The 16,080-nt window shown below is 73.1% G+C and carries 15 protein-coding genes and 2 pseudogenes; 8 read left to right on the forward strand and 9 right to left on the reverse strand.

The features are described from left to right. Positions 1 to 17 precede the first annotated feature (17 nt). Complete coding sequence (locus GA0115234_RS09505) at positions 18 to 1,001, reverse strand: GlxA family transcriptional regulator (RefSeq protein WP_093540432.1); 984 nt, start codon at positions 999 to 1,001, stop codon at positions 18 to 20. Between the two features lie 211 nt (positions 1,002 to 1,212). Here GA0115234_RS09505 and GA0115234_RS09510 point away from each other — a divergent pair, with 211 nt between their 5' ends. From GA0115234_RS09510 to GA0115234_RS09520, 3 genes are all read left to right on the forward strand, one after another. Then, positions 1,213 to 2,421: an MFS transporter gene (locus GA0115234_RS09510; protein WP_093540488.1), complete on the forward strand. Its 1,209-nt coding sequence runs from the start codon at positions 1,213 to 1,215 to the stop codon at positions 2,419 to 2,421. Next, the gene (locus tag GA0115234_RS09515) at positions 2,418 to 2,849 is read left to right on the forward strand and encodes a ribosomal maturation YjgA family protein (protein ID WP_256088689.1); all 432 of its coding nucleotides are present in this window, start codon (positions 2,418 to 2,420) and stop codon (positions 2,847 to 2,849) included. The genes GA0115234_RS09510 and GA0115234_RS09515 overlap by 4 nt, the downstream gene beginning before the upstream one ends. A 99-nt stretch (positions 2,850 to 2,948) precedes the next feature. Then, positions 2,949 to 4,292, forward strand: coding sequence for an MFS transporter (locus GA0115234_RS09520; RefSeq protein WP_176729118.1), 1,344 nt, complete (start codon positions 2,949 to 2,951; stop codon positions 4,290 to 4,292). Positions 4,293 to 4,326: 34 nt separating this feature from the next. Here GA0115234_RS09520 and GA0115234_RS09525 read toward each other — a convergent pair whose 3' ends face one another. Then, a complete protein-coding gene (locus GA0115234_RS09525) occupies positions 4,327 to 5,070 on the reverse strand; it encodes a DUF6585 family protein (RefSeq protein ID WP_093540433.1) in 744 nt (247 codons plus the stop codon). A gap of 145 nt (positions 5,071 to 5,215) precedes the next feature. Between GA0115234_RS09525 and GA0115234_RS09530 the strand changes: the two genes are divergently transcribed. Continuing rightward, positions 5,216 to 6,115 carry a LysR family transcriptional regulator gene (locus tag GA0115234_RS09530; protein ID WP_093540434.1) on the forward strand — a complete coding sequence of 300 codons (900 nt, stop codon included), beginning with the start codon at positions 5,216 to 5,218 and terminating at the stop codon, positions 6,113 to 6,115. A 78-nt stretch (positions 6,116 to 6,193) separates the two neighbouring features. On the opposite strand, the gene GA0115234_RS09535 is transcribed toward GA0115234_RS09530, so the two are convergent. After that, entirely contained in the window at positions 6,194 to 6,808 is a 615-nt protein-coding gene (locus GA0115234_RS09535; RefSeq protein WP_093540435.1) for a flavin reductase family protein, read from the reverse strand. Between the two features lie 109 nt (positions 6,809 to 6,917). Here GA0115234_RS09535 and GA0115234_RS43320 point away from each other — a divergent pair. Together GA0115234_RS43320 and GA0115234_RS09545 are read left to right on the forward strand one after the other, a co-directional pair. After that, positions 6,918 to 7,052 (forward strand): annotated as a pseudogene (locus GA0115234_RS43320) (PadR family transcriptional regulator); the annotation flags it as partial. Between the two features lie 80 nt (positions 7,053 to 7,132). Then, on the forward strand, positions 7,133 to 7,783 hold the full coding sequence (locus tag GA0115234_RS09545) for a DUF1700 domain-containing protein (RefSeq protein ID WP_237541212.1): 651 nt from the start codon (positions 7,133 to 7,135) through the stop codon (positions 7,781 to 7,783). A 21-nt stretch (positions 7,784 to 7,804) separates the two neighbouring features. Here the strand turns inward: GA0115234_RS09545 and GA0115234_RS09550 are convergent, their stop codons facing one another. Both GA0115234_RS09550 and GA0115234_RS44295 read right to left on the reverse strand, forming a co-directional pair. Continuing rightward, on the reverse strand, positions 7,805 to 8,452 hold the full coding sequence (locus GA0115234_RS09550) for a class I SAM-dependent DNA methyltransferase (protein WP_256088691.1): 648 nt from the start codon (positions 8,450 to 8,452) through the stop codon (positions 7,805 to 7,807). Positions 8,453 to 8,701: 249 nt separating this feature from the next. Next, entirely contained in the window at positions 8,702 to 9,250 is a 549-nt protein-coding gene (locus GA0115234_RS44295) for a hypothetical protein (RefSeq protein ID WP_370804141.1), read from the reverse strand. On the opposite strand from GA0115234_RS44295, the pseudogene GA0115234_RS44300 reads away from it, so the two are divergent. Beyond that, positions 9,159 to 9,377 (forward strand): annotated as a pseudogene (locus GA0115234_RS44300) (phosphatase PAP2 family protein); the annotation flags it as partial. The gene GA0115234_RS44295 and the pseudogene GA0115234_RS44300 overlap by 92 nt on opposite strands. A gap of 87 nt (positions 9,378 to 9,464) precedes the next feature. Here GA0115234_RS44300 and GA0115234_RS43330 read toward each other — a convergent pair. Together GA0115234_RS43330 and GA0115234_RS09565 are read right to left on the reverse strand one after the other, a co-directional pair. Beyond that, positions 9,465 to 10,151, reverse strand: a complete 687-nt coding sequence (locus GA0115234_RS43330; protein ID WP_093540437.1) for a response regulator — start codon at positions 10,149 to 10,151, stop codon at positions 9,465 to 9,467. 184 nt (positions 10,152 to 10,335) lie between these two features. Then, entirely contained in the window at positions 10,336 to 11,772 is a 1,437-nt protein-coding gene (locus GA0115234_RS09565; protein ID WP_370804117.1) for a sensor histidine kinase, read from the reverse strand. A 182-nt stretch (positions 11,773 to 11,954) separates the two neighbouring features. Here GA0115234_RS09565 and GA0115234_RS09570 point away from each other — a divergent pair, with 182 nt between their 5' ends. Continuing rightward, positions 11,955 to 12,776, forward strand: a complete 822-nt coding sequence (locus tag GA0115234_RS09570) for an SDR family NAD(P)-dependent oxidoreductase (RefSeq protein WP_093540439.1) — start codon at positions 11,955 to 11,957, stop codon at positions 12,774 to 12,776. A gap of 63 nt (positions 12,777 to 12,839) precedes the next feature. Here GA0115234_RS09570 and GA0115234_RS09575 read toward each other — a convergent pair whose 3' ends face one another. Both GA0115234_RS09575 and GA0115234_RS09580 read right to left on the reverse strand, forming a co-directional pair. Then, positions 12,840 to 13,688, reverse strand: a complete 849-nt coding sequence (locus GA0115234_RS09575) for an enoyl-CoA hydratase/isomerase family protein (protein ID WP_093540440.1) — start codon at positions 13,686 to 13,688, stop codon at positions 12,840 to 12,842. A 43-nt stretch (positions 13,689 to 13,731) separates the two neighbouring features. Beyond that, positions 13,732 to 15,963 (reverse strand): acetate--CoA ligase family protein, encoded by a 2,232-nt coding sequence (locus GA0115234_RS09580; RefSeq protein ID WP_093540441.1) that lies wholly within the window; start codon positions 15,961 to 15,963, stop codon positions 13,732 to 13,734. Positions 15,964 to 16,080 lie beyond the last annotated feature (117 nt).

Here is a 16,080-nt window from a genome sequence, read left to right on the forward strand (position 1 = left end):
CCGCCCGGGAGTGTGCTTCAGACCCTCCCGGTGCGGAAGGTGCGCCGGTAGACCGTCGGGGAGACCCCCAGCGCCGCCTGGAGGTGCTGCCGCAGCGATGTGGGCGTCCCGAAGCCCGCGTCCCTGGCCACCTGGTCGATCGACAGGTCCGTCGACTCCAGCAGGTGCCGGGCCCGCTCGATCCGCTGCCGGGTCAGCCACTGGACGGGGCTGACCCCGACCTCCTCCCGGAACCGGCGGGTGAAGGTCCGTACGCTCATCGACTCCTGCTGCGCCATGTCGCGCAGCAGGATCGGCCGCTCCAGCCGCCCGAGCGCCCAGGTGCGCGCGGTGGTCGTGGTCGCGAACCGGTTCTCGGGCACGGGGCGTCGGATGTACTGCGCCTGCCCGCCGTCCCGGTGCGGGGGCACGACCGTGCGGCGGGCGACGTCATTGGCGACGGCGGTGCCGTGGTCGCGGCGCACGATGTGCAGGCAGAGATCGATCCCGGCGGCGACCCCGGCGGAGGTCAGGACGTCCCCGTCGTCGATGAACAGGACGTCCGGGTCGACCCGGACCCCGGGGAAGAGCTGCTGGAAGTGGTCGGCGTGCCACCAGTGGGTGGTGGCGGGGCGCCCGTCGAGATAGCCGGCGGCGGCCAGTACGTAGCTGCCCGTGCAGATGGACACCATCCGGGTCCCCGGCCTGATGTGGGCGAACGCGGCGGCCAGTTCGTCGGTGAGCCTGCCCTCCGTGTAGACGGGGCCGAGTTCGTAACTGGCGGGGATCACCACCGTGTCGGCGGTGGCCAGGGTCTCGGGGCCGCGCTCGACGGTGATCGTGAAGTCCGCGTCGGTGCGGACCGGGCCCGGCGGGCGGACGGAACAGGTCACGACTTCGTACAGACTGCGACCCTCGTCGTGCGGTTCGACGCCGAAGGACCGGCCGAAGATCCTTTGGGGGATGCCCAGTTCGAAGGGGAGCAGCCCGTCGAGGGCCAGGACGGCGATGCGGTGGGGCATGGGCGGACTCCCTTCGACCCTAGTGGTATAGACCTCAACCCTGATACATGTCACTCCTGTGAAGGAAAAGTCAGCGGAGCATCCGCGCATTCCCGCCGTCGAACACGACGGCGTACAGACCCTTTTGCCCGGTTCCTCCGGTGTGCGCCCGACGAGTGACGGTCTCGGTGACGGACTTGGCGGTGGCTTCGGCGGCGGCCTCGGTGACGGCCTGGGCGGCGGCCGGTCGGAGGGGCTCTGGAACCGGAATTTCCGGCTCTTCTTCGTCGCCCGTACCGCCGCGCTCTTCGGCGACGGCATGATCCCGGTGGCGCTCACCGCCGGTCTGCTGGGGGCCGGCCGGCCGCACTCCTCGGTGGGCTACGCGCTCGCGGCGTGGATGGGGCCGCTGGCGCTCTTCGTACTCTTCGGAGGCGTACTGGCGGACCGGTTCACCCCCCGCCGGATGATGATCATCGCGGATGCGCTGCGACTGGTCGGGGCCTCCGTGCTGGCGTTCTCCTTCGCCACCGGGAACCCGCCGCTGTGGGCGGTGTACACGCTCAGTTCGGTGGCCGGGGTGGGCGCCGCGCTCTTCCAGCCGGGCGTCGCCTCGACCGTGCCCCGCGTCTCCTCGGACGTGCAGCGGGCCAACGCGGTGCTGAGGGTCTCCGAGGCGCTGATGACCATGGCGGGCCCGGCCTTCGCGGGCATGCTCGTCGGGCTGGCCAGCGCCGGGGCGGTCTACGCGGCGAACGCGTCGACGTTCCTGGTCTCCGGCATCTGCCTGTTCCTGCTGCGCCTCGCCCCGGCCCCCTCGGACGACGCGCAGCGCGGTGGATTCGTCGCCGAACTGGTCGACGGCTGGCGGGAGTTCCGGGCCCGCAGCTGGCTGTGGGGCGTGATCGCGATCTGGACGGTGTACGGCTTCACGGTGCTCGGCCCGATGCTCCCGCTCACCGCGGTCGAGGTCACCGAGGCGCACGGCTCGGGCACGTACGGCGTGATGATGGCGGTGAACGGCGCGGGCAGCGTCGTCGGCGGGCTGCTCGCCCTGCGGCTGAGACCCCGCCGCCCGCTCGCGGCGGGGGCCGTCGCGCTCACCGGGGTCTGTGTGAACCTGCTGGTGCTGGGCCTCGGGCTGTCGGTGCCCGCGCTCGGGGCGGGGCAGTTCGTGGCGGGTGCGGCGTTCGCGTTCTGGCTGGTGATGTGGTCGACGACGGTCCAGACCCATGTGCCGCCGGAGGCGCTGAACCGCCTGCACGCCTACGACGTGGCGGGCTCGCTGCTGATGCTGGCGGCGGGCCGGGCGCTGGCGGGGCCGGTCGCGGACCGGGTGGGGGCGCCCGAGGTGCTGCTGGCCGGGGCGGTGATCAACATACTGGTGGTGGCGGTGCTGCTGGTGGCCCGGCCGATCAGCCGGCTGGAGCGGATCGCGTGACCGGGGCGGGCCGGCCGGGGGCCGCGCGCACCCGTGCGGTCGCGGCCGGGGCCGCGGTGCTGACCGTCCTCGCCGGGCTCGGGGTCAGGGCGTCGATGGACGGCGCCTTCGCCAAGTACGCCGGGGACGCGCTCTACACGGTGCTGATCTGCGCCCTGGTCGCCGTGATAGCGCCCGGCGCGCGCCCGGTCGTCGGAGCGGGGGCGGGGCTGGCGTTCAGCTGGGCGGTGGAGCTGCTGCAACTGACCGGGGTGCCCGCCGACCTCTCCCGGCACAGCACGGCGGCCCGGCTGGTGCTCGGTTCGACCTTCGGCGCACCCGATCTGTTCTGGTACGCGGTGGGGGCGGGGTTCGCCTGGGCGGTGATGGTCCTGGCGGCCTCCGCCCCACCGGCGGCCTCCGCCTCGCACCGCGACCGGAGGCGGTAGCGGTACGCCGCCCCGGGCCGGAAGGGGGCGGCGCCCGGTGGCCCGATTCCTGCGAAGGGTGTCTCTCCGGCCACTCGTGAGGGAGTGGGCCACGGCCCGATGCTGAGTGACGTGACCCAGACAACCGCAAGCGCCGCCCGGGACGACGACCGGCAGGCCGTCCCCGCAGCCCCCGGGCGCCCGTCCCGCCGACGTGTCCACCGCGCCTGGATCGTCGCCGCCGTCACCTTCGTGACGATCATCGGCGGTGCCGCCTTCAACTCGCTCCCCGGCCTCCTCATCGACCCCCTCAACACGGAGTTCGGCTGGTCGCGCGGCGAGATCGGGCTGGCTGTCTCCATCGACATGGCGCTGTACGGGCTCACCGCGCCCTTCGCCGCCGCGCTGATGGACCGTTTCGGCATCCGCCGGGTCGTCGTCGTGGCCCTGAGCACCGTGGCGGCCGGGGCGCTGGCCGGCGTATGGATGACGGCCGCCTGGCAGCTGATGATCTACTGGGGCCTGCTCGTCGGCCTCGGCACCGGCGCGATGGCGATGTCCTTCTCCGCGACGGTCACCAACCGCTGGTTCGTGGCCCGGCGCGGCCTGGTCACCGGCATCCTCACCGCGGCGGGCGCGTCCGGGCAGCTGGTCTTCCTGCCGCTGTGCGCCTGGATCGTCGACCGGCACGGCTGGCGCCCGGCGTCGGTGACCGTCGCCCTCGCCGCCCTGGTCGTCGTCCCGTTCGTCTGGCTGCTGCTCCGCGACCACCCGGCCGATGTGGGGCTGGCCCCGTACGGCGGGGAGTACGCGGAGAAGCCCGCGCCCGCGCGCGGGGCGGCGCGGCGGACCGTACGCGTACTGGCCGACGCGGCGCGCACCGGACCCTTCTGGCTGCTGGCCGGTACGTTCGCGATCTGCGGGGCCTCCACCAACGGCCTGATCCGTACGCACTTCGTGCCCTCGGCCCACGACCACGGCATGCCCATCACCGCCGCGGCCTCGCTGCTCGCCGTCATCGGGGTCTTCGACATCATCGGCACCGTCTTCTCCGGCTGGCTCACCGACCGCTTCGACGCCCGCCGGCTCCTCGCCGTCTACTACGCGCTGCGCGGCGTCTCGCTGCTCTTCCTGCCGATGCTGATGGCGCCCACGGTCCACCCGCCGATGGTGTTCTTCATCGTCTTCTACGGTCTGGACTGGGTCGCCACCGTCCCGCCGACGCTGGCCCTGTGCCGCGAGCAGTACGGCGAGGACAGCGCCATCGTCTTCGGCTGGGTGCTGGCCTCCCATCAGGTGGGGGCGGCGCTGGTGGCGTTCCTGGGCGGAGTGGCGCGGGACGTGTTCGGCTCGTACGACATGGTCTGGTACGCCTCCGGGGCGCTCTGCGCGACGGCGGCGCTGATGGCGCTGGTGATCCGGCGGGTCCGGGAGCCTTCGGACGCCGTCGCCGGGCTCGGCTGAACCCGCGGGTGTCCGCCGCCCGGTGCTCGGCGCCTCAGGCCGCCGTGCTGTCGGCGGAGAGGTGCTGGGCGACGGCCAGGAAGACGTGCAGGTTGGCGATGTCGCTGACCGCGGCGCTGCACCGGCGGCCGGAGCCGCCGCTCCCCATGGCGCTGACCCGGCCCGCCGACACCTGGATCTCCTGCACGCCGGACCAGGGGAAGTGGCCCTTCCCCCGGGCGGTCAGGCCGGTGCGGGAGAGCGAGAACTCCCCGAAATCGACCGTCTCGCCCGCCAGGACCGATTCCAGGACCGCCGCGCCCTGGGCCTGGAGGACGGCCTGCTGCATATGGGGTCCCCAGGTCTCGGGGCCCTCGTAGAAGTGCGTGATCCTCGCATGGTCCCGGCCCGGACCCACCGCGGAGTAGACGTACTCGGTGGTCGTCGGGATGCCGTTGATGATCTTCTGCGTGATCTCCTGGTAGAGCCGTACGGAGTCCCAGCGGATGGCGACCCTGCCGTCGCCGGACTCCGGGTGCACGACCAGTCCGTGCTCGAACAGATGGAGACGCTTGGCGGCCTGTCTTCGGCTGAAGTCCGGATACCGGCGCAGCCACCAGAAGAACAGCAGGCCGGGTATCACGAGCATCGCCAGGAGGTAGAGCGTCGTGAAGATGTAGAGGGCGAAGAGCGCCTTGTTCAGGCGCTTGGGGGCGAACGTGCCCTGCAGGGCGCCGAGTCGGTGGGTGGCGGCCAGCTCGGCGGCCTCGGGCGGGAGAGTGTTCGGTACGGCTGCCATGGACGTGTCCCTCGTCTCGAAGCTCGCGAACTCGTCTTGAAGCTCGCGGGCTCGTCTCGAAGCTCGCGGGCTCGTCTTGAAGCTAGGGCCGGACGAGGCATTCCACCAGCGACTACATTGCATGTGAGCCATGCTTGGGGGGAATGTGTTCGAGATCGACGCGCTGCGTCTGCTGGTGACCGTGGCCGAAACCGGATCGTTCACGAAGGCAGCGGTCCGGCTCGACTACACGCAGTCCGCGGTGTCCCGGCGCATCGCCTCGCTGGAGAAGCGGGCGGGCGGCCCGCTCTTCGAACGGCTCGCCCGGGGCGTGCGGCTGACCCCGGCCGGGCGGGCCCTGCACCGGCACGCCGTGGAGGTGCTCGCGCGGCTGGCGGGCGCGGCGGACGAGATGGCGGCGATCCACGCCGGGCAGGGCGGGAGGCTGCGCGTGGGGGCGTTCGCCACGGCCAACATCTCACTGGTGCCTGCCGCGCTGCGGGCGTTCGCGCGGTCCCGGCCGGACGTCGAGGTCGTCGCGGCCGAGGGCCGGACCGGTGAGCTGATGCGGCGCCTGGCGGAGGGGGCGCTGGACCTGGCCGTGGTCAGCGACTACCCGTCCGGTCTGCCGTCGGTCGACGCCGTCACGACCGAAGTGCTGCTGGAGGACGAACTGTTCGTCGTCCTTCCCCGCGACCACCGTCTGGCCGGCGCGGGGACGATCGACCTGCGGGAACTGCGCGACGAGACCTGGCTCCAGGACGTCTCCGCCGACCGGCCCATGATGCTCGCCGAGGTGTGCGGCCGGGCCGGCTTCGCGCCGAAGCGGATCACCAGGATCGCCGAGTGGACCGGCAAGTTCGGCTATGCGGCCGCCGGGCTGGGGGTCGCGCTGGTGCCCTCGCTGGCCACCTGGGCGGTCCCCGACGAACTCGCCGTCTGCCGGCTCGGCGACCTCGCCCCGCGCCGGACCGTGCACGTAGCCCTGCCCGCCGCCCCGCTTCCGGCGGCACGGGAACTGCGGGAACTGCTGCGCGCGGCCGTGCCACGCACCACCGCCGGCTGAACGGCCACCCGCCGGGACGGGACGGGGCGGAGCGGGGCGTACGGCGCCGCGCTCACCCGTCGAGCGGGCCGACCGCGCTCACCCGTCGAGCGGGCCGAACCGCCCGAACACCCCCCGGTGGAAGAGCAGCGGATCGGTCCCGTCCGCCGCCCCGAGCGCCTCCACCCGGCCGACCACGATCAGATGGTCGCCCCCGGTGTGGACGGCCTGGATGCGGCAGTCGACCCAGGCCGCCACGGAGTCCAGCAGCGGCGACCCGGTCACCGGGGCGGCCTCGTACGCCACCCCCGCGAACTTGTCCGCGCCGCTCACCGCGAAGCTCCGGCACAGGGCGCCCTGGTGCGCGCCGAGGATGTTGACGCAGAAGGCCCCGGCGCGCGCGATGCGCGGCCAGGTCGTCGACGTACGGGCGACCATGAACGTGACCAGCGGCGGATCGAGGGAGAGCGAGGCGAACGACTGGCAGGCGAAGCCCGCCGGGGCCGCCGCGCCGTCCGGGTCGCGCGCCGTGACGACGGTGACGCCGCTGGCGAAGCTCCCCAGGACGCGGCGGAATTCGCCCGGGTCGACGGGGGGCCGCTCGCCGTCCGTGACGGCCCGCAGATGCGGGCGCGGCAACGGATCGACCGATGCCGGCCCGGCGGTGGTGGCGGCGCCGACGGACCTGAGGTACCGGACGGCGATGGCGGCCATGCCTGCGTGTCCCATCACCCTTCGATTAGAGCTGACGGTCCATCAGATGGGAAGGGCCGGGGACCGGCAGCTTGGACATGCCTGTGCGCGGCAAGGTGCATTGCATTGCCTGGAACCAGGTGATCCGATCAACCGCACCGCGAGCAAGGCCGAGAGCCAGCTCCGCAAGGGCGTGCTGGAGTACTGCGTACTCGCCCTGATGCGTGACGGGGCGCGGTACGGGGGCGAGCTGCTGCGGGAGCTGGGTCGCAGAGCGTCGGAAACGCCAAGAACGCCAAGAACGCCGAGAATGCGGGGAACGCCGGGAACGGTGCCGGGGGCGAACTGGTCCGGGAGTACCTCGCGGCGGTCGAGCGCGAGGCGTCCGCGCTTCCCGCGGAGCGCCGTCAGGAGCTCGTGGCCGATCTCGCCGAACACATCGAGGTCGCGCTCACCGAGCGGCCCGAGAGCTGCCGGGACATCCTGCGCGAACTGGGCGACCCACGCACCATAGCCGCCACCGCGCTCCAGGAGTCCGGCTTCGGCCCCGGGGCAGCCCCCGGCGCCTTCGCCACTCCCGGCGCCGGTACGGGGCAGGCGCCCGGACGCCGCTCGCCCGCGTGGCTCGTGGTGCTGCTGCCGGTGCTCGCCTTCGGCCTCGGCTACCTCTGGATTCCGCTCGGCTTCGCGCTGAAGGTCGCCGGAGCCGTCGTGCTGTTCAGGTCCCGCCACTGGACGTCGGGGCAGAAGTGGACCGGCTTCGCACTGACCGTCCTCGCGCCCTCGCTGATGAACGTCGCCTGGTTCCTCTTCAGTTACCCCAACGATCCGTCGCAGACCGAGTACTGGACCGCGATCGCGGCGACGGCCGTCGTGACGGTCGCCGGTGCGGGGTGGCTCTGGCGGGTGCGGAGCGGTACGGACGTCGCGGCTGGGCAGTTCCCGGGTTCCGGATGGTGGTCCTGGGCGGGGCTCGTCCTGAGGGCTGTCCCGTGATCGGCCGAGTGGCGCCTCGGTCTACGCCTTGCGTGCGAGGAGCTGGATTTCCTGGAACTGCCGCAGGTCGGTGGGGGCCGGCTCGGCCACCAGACGGGCCGACTCCGCCAATCCATGATCACGCAGGAGCTCGGCGAAGCGATCGGGGGACCAGCGGTAGGCCGTCACCACCGCGTGGTCGTAGGCCTGTGTCGCGTCGTGGGGGCCGTCAGTGGCGTAGAACGCGATCAACAGGTGCCCGCCGGGAGCCAGGACACGGGCGAACTCGGCCAGGACGGCGGGCAGGTCCTGCGGCGGGGTGTGGATGACGGACCACCGCGAGAGCACCCCGCCGAGCGCGCCGTCCCCGATATCCAGCGCGGCCATCGAGCCGACCTCGAACCGCAGCCCGGGGTTGGCTTCGCGAGCGAGCCCGACCATCGCGGGGGAGGCATCGACGCCGAAGGCATTCAGCCCCAGCCCGTGGAGGTGAGCTGTGAAGTCGCCCGGTCCGCAGCCGAGGTCCGCGACCGAGCCGTCGCCGTTCGTCCGTACCAGCTCGGCGAAGGCACCCAGGAGGGCGCGCTCCAAAGGACGCTCGCGCAGGGGGTCCTGGAACATCTGCGCGTAGGTGGGAGCGATGGCGTCGTAGGCCTCGCGGGTGGTGCGGAAGGTGTCGAGTCCGGTCACCCGGAGACCGTAGCGGGAGAAGAGGGCCGGTGTTCCGAGAACGTTCGACCGAGCGGCTGCGCGAGCGATCCGACGGGACGTCGCGGCGGCTGTGCGACCCGATCCGACGGGGCATCACGGCAGCTGCGTGACCGATCCGACGGGCCCTCGCACTGATCGCGTCCTACGCCCGGACCGGCGAGCCACGGACCGGCCGGCCGCATGACCGCCCGGACCGTGGTCCCGGGAAGGGCCCACCCCCGACGATCGTCAGGGGTGGGCCCTGCCGTTCGGCCCGGGTGCGCCGCTCCCGCCGCTTCTAGGTTCACGTCCCATGAGACGAGAAAGACGAGAAACCGGCAGCAGAACCCGGCCCCGACGGACCATGAGTCCGCTGCTCGCTTGCGTCGTCCTGGGCTCGGGGGCGGCGGCCGTCGTGGCGCTCGCCCCCGGCGGCCTGGGCACCGACCGCGCCGTGGAGGTGACGGACGGCGCCTCGGCGTCCATGTACCGCTCGGTGACCGGGGCGGTGGCCGACGCGCCCTCCTGGACGGGACCGCTGCTGGAAGCGGCCACCGACGGCACCCTGGTGATCCTCGGGCTGTTGCTCCTGTGGGCCTGGTGGAGCTCCGTACGCCGTGGCGACACCCGGATGTCCGCGGGGACGGTGCTCACCGGCATCGGCACCGTGGCCGCGTACGCCCTCAGCGAGGCGGCGAAACTGGTGGTGGACGAGGAACGCCCCTGCCGGGCCCTGCACGGCATCGCGGAGACGGCCGCCGCATGCCCGCCGCCCGGCGACTGGTCCTTCCCGAGCAACCACGCCACCCTGGCCGCCGGCCTCGCGGTCGGCCTGGCCGTGCTGCGCCCGCGCCTGGCGGCCGTCACCCTGCCGGTGGGCGCGGCGGCGGCGCTGCTGCGGGTCGCGGTGGGGGCGCACTACCCGCACGACGTGCTGGCCGGCGCGGTTCTCGGGGCCTGCGTGGTGGCGGCCGTCCTGCTCGCGTTCCTGCCGCTCGCCCGGACCGCGGCGTCAGCGCTCGGGAGGCGGCTGCGGCGGCGCGACGATCCCGGCCTCGTGGGCGACGACGGCCGCGGCGGCCCGGTTGTCCACGCCCAGCCGGGCCAGGATGGAGCTCACATGGGCCTTGACCGTCCCTTCCACCAGGTGCAGCCGCCGGGCGATCTGCCCGTTGGACAGCCCGCTACCGAGGAAGGCCAGTACGTCGCGTTCCCGGGCGGTGAGCGCATCGACCCGTTCCCTGGCGGCGGTGCGGCGCCCGGCCAGGGCGCCCGCGCCCGTCGCCGAGAGATGGGCGACGACCCGCGCCGCGACCTTCGGTGACAGATAGGCGGCCCCGTCGGCCACCGCGCGGACCCCCGCGATCAGCTCCTCGGGCTCGCCCGACTTGATCAGGAAACCGGCGGCGCCGCCTCCGAGCGCCTGGAGGATGTAGTCGTCCTCGCCGAAGGTCGTGAGCATCACGACCCCCGTCCCCGGCACGGTGCGCCGGATCTCGGCCGCCGCCTCGATGCCGTTCGTCCCGGGCATCCGGATGTCGAGCACGGCGACGGCCGGGCGGTGGCGGCGGACCAGCTCCACGGCGTCGCGCCCGTCGGCGGCCTCGGCGACGACGTCGATCTCCGGATCGGTGGACAGCACGGCACGTACCCCCGCGCGGATCATCGGCTCGTCGTCCGCGATCAGCACCCGGATCACCGGCCGCTCACCGCCCCTTCTCCGCGCGGCGCGCTCATGGGAGTCCCTTCTCCGTGTGGTGCGTTCATGGGAGTCCCTTCTCCGAGTGGTGCGTTCACGGGAGTCCCCTCTCCGTGTGGTGCGTTCACGGGAGTCCCCTCTCCGTGTGGTGCGTTCACGGGGGTCCCCTCTCCAAGTGGCGTGTTCATGGGGCCAGGGCCTCCTTGGACATCAGCCTGCCGTCCCGGAAACAGAGCCGGTAGGCGTCCCCGGACCGGTCGTCGAAGCGGTCCGCCGTCATCGCGTAGTACGCGCATGAGATGCCCTCTCCCCTCGGTTCCCCGGCCACCGGCCGCTGTCTGGTCTCGCGGTCGGGCAGCAGCCGCCGGACCGTCTCCCGATCCTGTCCGACCCGCAGCCGGGCGTAGTCGCCCGGGTCCAGTACGGACTGCCGGGCCGAGCGGATGTCCCAGGCCATCAGCGCGGCACTCAGCACCGCCCAGGCCACCAGGGGCAGCACGACCGCGAGGGCCAGCGCCCGGCGGGCCCGGCCGCGGGCGTGCCGGTGCTCCGGGGGCAGGGCAGGGGGAGCGGTCCGGGGCGCGGCAGGCGGCCGGTGGGCGGGCGGGGTGTGCGGAATCCGCGCGGTGATCGCGAAGCCGTCCTCGTACGGGCCGTACGCGAAGGTGCCGCCCGTCAGCCGTACCCGTTCGTCGAGCCCGATCAGCCCCCGCCCGGTGCCCGGGACGTCCTCGGCGCGGGCAGGTGCGGGCGCGGGCCCGTTCGCCACCCGGACCACCGTCTCCCCGGCCGTGTGTGTCACCCGCACCTCCACCCGCGCCCCCGGCGCGTGCTTGGCCGCGTTGGTCAGGGACTCCTGGACCACCCGGTGGGCGGCCCGCGCGGCCGACGGGGGCAGGGCGCCGGCGTCCCCCTCGACCCGCAGGCCGACCGCGAGCCCGGCGGCCGCGGCCTCCTCGACCAGCCGCGCAATGCCGGTGCCGGGCGGCCGCGGCGGTACGTCGTCCGCCTCCTCCGCCTCCTCGCGCAGCAGACCGATCACCTCGCCGAGCCGCTCCACCGACGCGGCCGCGCGGGCCCGGATCTCCCCGGCGGCGGCCCGGTGCGCCTCGTCGAGGCCGGGCGCCAGCTTGAGGGCACCGGCCGACAGGGCGATGAGGCTGAGGTCGTGCCCGAGGACGTCGTGCATGTCCTGGGCGATCCTGGCCCGTTCGCGGGAGCGCGCCTGCTCGGCGACGAGCCGCTGCTCGCGCTCCAGCCGGCCCGCCCGCTCCCAGCCCGCCCGGACGAGCTCCTGGTACTGGCGCCAGAAGCGCCCCACGAACCACGGCAGCATCGCGGCCACCGCCACCACCGCGACGAACCGCCCCGCCATCAGCAGCCAGGAGGGCACCAGGGCGACCGCCACCACCCCGCCGGCCAGCACCGCGACGAGCACGAGGACCGTGGGCCCGGTCCGCCCCGGCTCCCGGCCCGCGAAGAACGCCGCGACGGCCGCGGGCAGGGCCCACCACAGGCTGACCGCGCTCAGCCCGACACAGACCGCCGCGCCGACGGCCAGCGGATTCCCCGGTGCGCCGACGGCCCGCCGGACCGCACGGCTGATCATCACTCTGTCCACCCGGACGACCGTACGCAGCCGGTGAGCGCTCCGGCACTGCCGAAAGTCACAGGTGCCGAATTCCCTCGCGCCGGGCGCGCCCGGTCGGCTAGGGTCACTAGCGAGACGGAGCGGTCCGTCTCATCAGAGCGGGGAAGCCGCCGTGAACGCGGCGTTCCCCAGGACCGAAGGAGTGGGATTCCGTGCCCGAAACCAGGACGTGGTTCATCACCGGTGCCTCCCGCGGTCTGGGGCGCGCCTTCACCGAGGCCGCCCTGTCCGCAGGGGAGCGGGTCGTGGCGGTCGCCCGCGATGTCGGGCCGCTCGCCGAACTGGAGGAGAAGTACCCGGACGCACTCCGGCGGCTCTCCCTGGACGTCTCCGACCGCAGCGCCGTGTTCGAGACCGTGGACCGGGCGGCGGAGGCATTCGGCGGCCTCGACGTCGTGGTCAACAACGCCGGCGGTCTGCTGTACGGCATGGTCGAGGAGGCCACCGAGCAACAGATCCGCGACCACCTCGACGTCAACTTCTTCGGCGCCGTCTGGGTCGCCCAGGCCGTGATCCCCCACCTGCGCGCGCGGGGTTCCGGGCGCCTCCTCCAGATCACGTCGATGGGCAGCGGCGGCGGTATGGCCTCGGTCGGGTTCTACGGGGCCGGGAAGGCGGCGCTCGGCTCGGTCAGCGAGGCGCTGGCGATGGAGGTCGAGCAGTTCGGGATCAAGGTCACCATCGTGCAGATGGGCGGCTACGCCACGGGCCTGTTCACCTCCGGCACGACGGCGACCACCCCCGACCCCGCCTACGAGGAGCTGCGCACCCGCCTGACGGAGATGTGGGGCGACGACGCGGGCCCGGACCCGAGCGAGGCGGCCCCCGTGCTCCTGGAACTGGCCGCCCTGCCCGACCCGCCGCGCCGCCTGATCCTCGGTGACCGGTCGTTCGACATCGTTCTGGAGCTGGACCGCGCCCGCGAGGAGCAGTACCGCGCCTGGGAATCCCTCAGCCGCATGGCCCCGGGGTGAGCGGGAGGGGGGCCGGGCTCGGGTGTCCCGCCCCCGGCCCACCCCCGTCGCGGATGAAAGACCCTAAATCCCGCGGTACTTGGGCGCCCGCCGCTCCACGAAGCTCGCCACGCCCTCGTTGGCGTCCCGCGTCGTCATATTGATCTCCTGGGCCATGGCCTCGGCGGCGAACGCCGTCGACCGGTCCGCGTCCATCGACGCGTTGACGAGCTGTTTGGTGAGGGCGATCGCACGGGTCGGCCCCTCGGCCAGCCGCTGCGCCCACGCCCGCGCCGTCGCCGCCAGCTCCCCGTCCGGCACGGTGCGGTTGACCAGCCCCAGCCGTTCCGCCTCCGCCGCAGGCAGCGAGTCGCCGAAGAACATCAGCTCCTTGGCGCGCTGCGGGCCGATCAGTCGCGGCAGCAGATAGGCGCCGCCACCGTCCGGCACGAGGCCGCGGCGTACGAACACCTCGATGAACTTCGCCGATTCGGCGGCCAGCACCAGATCGCAGGCGAACGCGAGGTGGGCGCCGATGCCGGCCGCCGTGCCGTTGACGGCCGCGACGACGGGCTTCTCGCAGTCCAGGACCGCGGCGATCAGACGCTGCGCGCCGAGCCGGATCGTACGGGCCACGTCGCCCGGCACCCGCTCGCCGGCCGCCGGGGCGCCGCGCAGGTCGGCGCCCGCGCAGAAACCGCGGCCGGTGGCGGTGAGGACGACGGCCCGGACCGCCGGGTCGGCGGACGCCTCGGCGAGCAGGCCGATGACGCGTTCCCGCTGCTCCCAGGTGACGGCGTTCATCGCCTCGGGCCGGTTGAGCGTGATCCAGCAGACGCCGTTGTCAGTGGTGTGCAGTACCAATGAATGGAGCGGGTCGGCGGCTTCCGCGGACTCGGTGGACTCGGTGATGTCTTCGGGGGAGGACGGCATGGGGCAGCTCCTGGGTAGGTGGTTCGGTCGGCGGGGTGACCGGTCAGCGGCAGACGGCGAGCGCGTCCAGCGCCACCGCGCCCTGCCCCCGCCCGAGCACCATCAGCGGGTTGATGTCCAGCTCGGTGAGGTCGTCGTCCAGTTCCAGCGCCATCCGCTGCACCCGCAGCACGACCTCGACGAGCGCGTCCACATCCACCGGCGGACCGCCGCGCACGCCCTCCAGCAGGGCCCGGCCGCGCAGTTCGCCCAGCATCGACCGCGCCTGGTCCTCGCCGAACGGCGGCACCCGCACCGCCGCGTCGTGCAGCACCTCGACCAGCACACCGCCGAGCCCGACCGTCACCGTCGGCCCGAACAGCGCGTCCTGGGTGACGCCGACCATCATCTCGACACCCCGCTCGACCATCTGGCAGACCAGGATCCCGTCCAGCTCGATGCCTTCGTAGCGCGCGATGTCGGTCAGCTCGCGGTAGGCGTCCCGCACCTGGCTCGCGGAGGTGAGCCCGACCTTGACCAGGCCCAGTTCGGTCTTGTGGGCGAGCTGGGCGCCCGACGCCTTCATGACCACGGGGTAGCCGACCAGCCCCGCGGCCCGGACGGACGCCGCGGCGCTGGTCACCAACTGCTCGCGCGGTACGCGGATTCCGTACGCCCGCAGCAACTGCTTCGCCGCGTGCTCGCTCAGCTGGTGTCCCGGGCGCATCAGTGCCTGCGCCTTGCGGAAGGAGGGCGACGGCGTGCGGGGCGCCTCGTCGAAGGGGGAGCGGTAGGAGGCGGCGAACCGGTGGTGGTCCAGATAGGCCTTCACGGCGGTGATGCAGTTGCCGAAGGTACGGAAGGTGGCGACGCGGGACGAGCCGAGCAGCGTCGTGCGGTACGCCTCCTCCGTACCGACGGGCGAGCCCCACACCACGCACACCAGCTTGTCCGTGGTCTCCGCCGCGTCCACCAGGTCCTGCGCGAGCTTGTCGCTCATCGGGGGGAAGGGGCCGGTGATCGGACAGATCAGCACCCCGACATCGGGGTCGGCGAGTATCGCGTCGATGATCTTCCGGCCGCGCCAGTCGCCGACCGGATGGCCCCCGTTGTCGACCGGGTTGGCCACGTTCAGATAGCCGGGAATCCACTCGTGCAGCTCGCGCTGCTTCGCCTCGGACAGGGTGGGCAGGCTCAGCCCCGCGCCGGTCGCCAGATCGGAGAAGTGCGCCCCCGTGCCGCCCGAGATCGAATACACGACGACCCCCTCGGCCTGCGGCTTCCGTGCCCGCGCGAGCAGCGTCGCGGTGTCCTGGAGCTCATCGAGCCCGTCCACCCGGATCACACCGAACTGCCGCATCGCCGCGTCCACCACCTGGTCGGCGCCGGTCAGCTTGCCGGTGTGTGACGCGGCCATCCTGGCCCCCGTCTCCGTACGCCCCACCTTGACCGCCACGACCGGCACCCCGGCCCGCGCCGCCCGGTCCGCGGCGAGCAGAAAGGAGCGCCCGTCCTTGAGCCCCTCCACGTAGCAGGCGATGGCCCCCACCTCGGGGCGCTGCGAGAAGTACGAGATGAAGTCGGCGGTCTCCAGATCCGCTTCGTTGCCCGTGGGTGCCCAGTGCGAGAGCCGTACCCCCAGTTCCTGGAGGGTGTAGACGGGGCGGCCCTGGTGGCCGGACTGGGTGATCAGCGCGATGGCCGGCCCGTCCAGATCGTCCCGGAACCTCTCGAAGGCGTTGAGGTTGGTGTTCGGCCCGAGCAGCCGCAGCCCGGACCGCTCCACCGCCGCGGCCAGCCGCGCCTGGGCGGCGGCACCCTCCTCGCCCGTCTCGGCGAACCCGGAGGCGAAGGCGACGGCGAACCGCACCTTGGCCTGCGCGAGTTCCTCGATCACCGGCAGCGGATCGCCGACCAGCAGCACGGCCAGATCGACCTGCTCCGGCAGCTCCGCCACGGAAGGAGAACAGGCCCGCCCGAACACGGACTCCCGGGTGGGATGCACGGGATACAGCCGCGCCCCGACCCGCTCGGCCCAGCCGATCAGCTGCCGGGTGATGCCGGTATTGGGCCGCCCCTCGGCGTCGGACGCGCCGATGACGGCCACGGAGGCGGGCCGGAAGAACCGGTCCAGATCCGGCACGGCGGCGTGCAGCGGCCGGCCGCTGACGTCCAGGACGCACTCGGCGGCGGCGTCGACCGTCATGCTGTGGACGGCGGCATGCGACTCTTCGCCGCAGGCCACCACTCTGGCGCGGAAGTCGGTGGTGAGGGTGCCGTGAGTCGATCCAAGCATCGTTCCGCCCACTTCTGCTCGGGGTCCGTCGGGTGATCGTGCCCGGCCAGCCCAAAAGCTGACGCTCTGTCAGGTTACTGAACTGACGCGCCGTCAGGAATGGGTGTGCACGCAAAG

It is taken from the genome of Streptomyces sp. DvalAA-43 (genome assembly GCF_900091725.1).
GTDB lineage: Bacteria > Actinomycetota > Actinomycetes > Streptomycetales > Streptomycetaceae > Streptomyces > Streptomyces pulveraceus.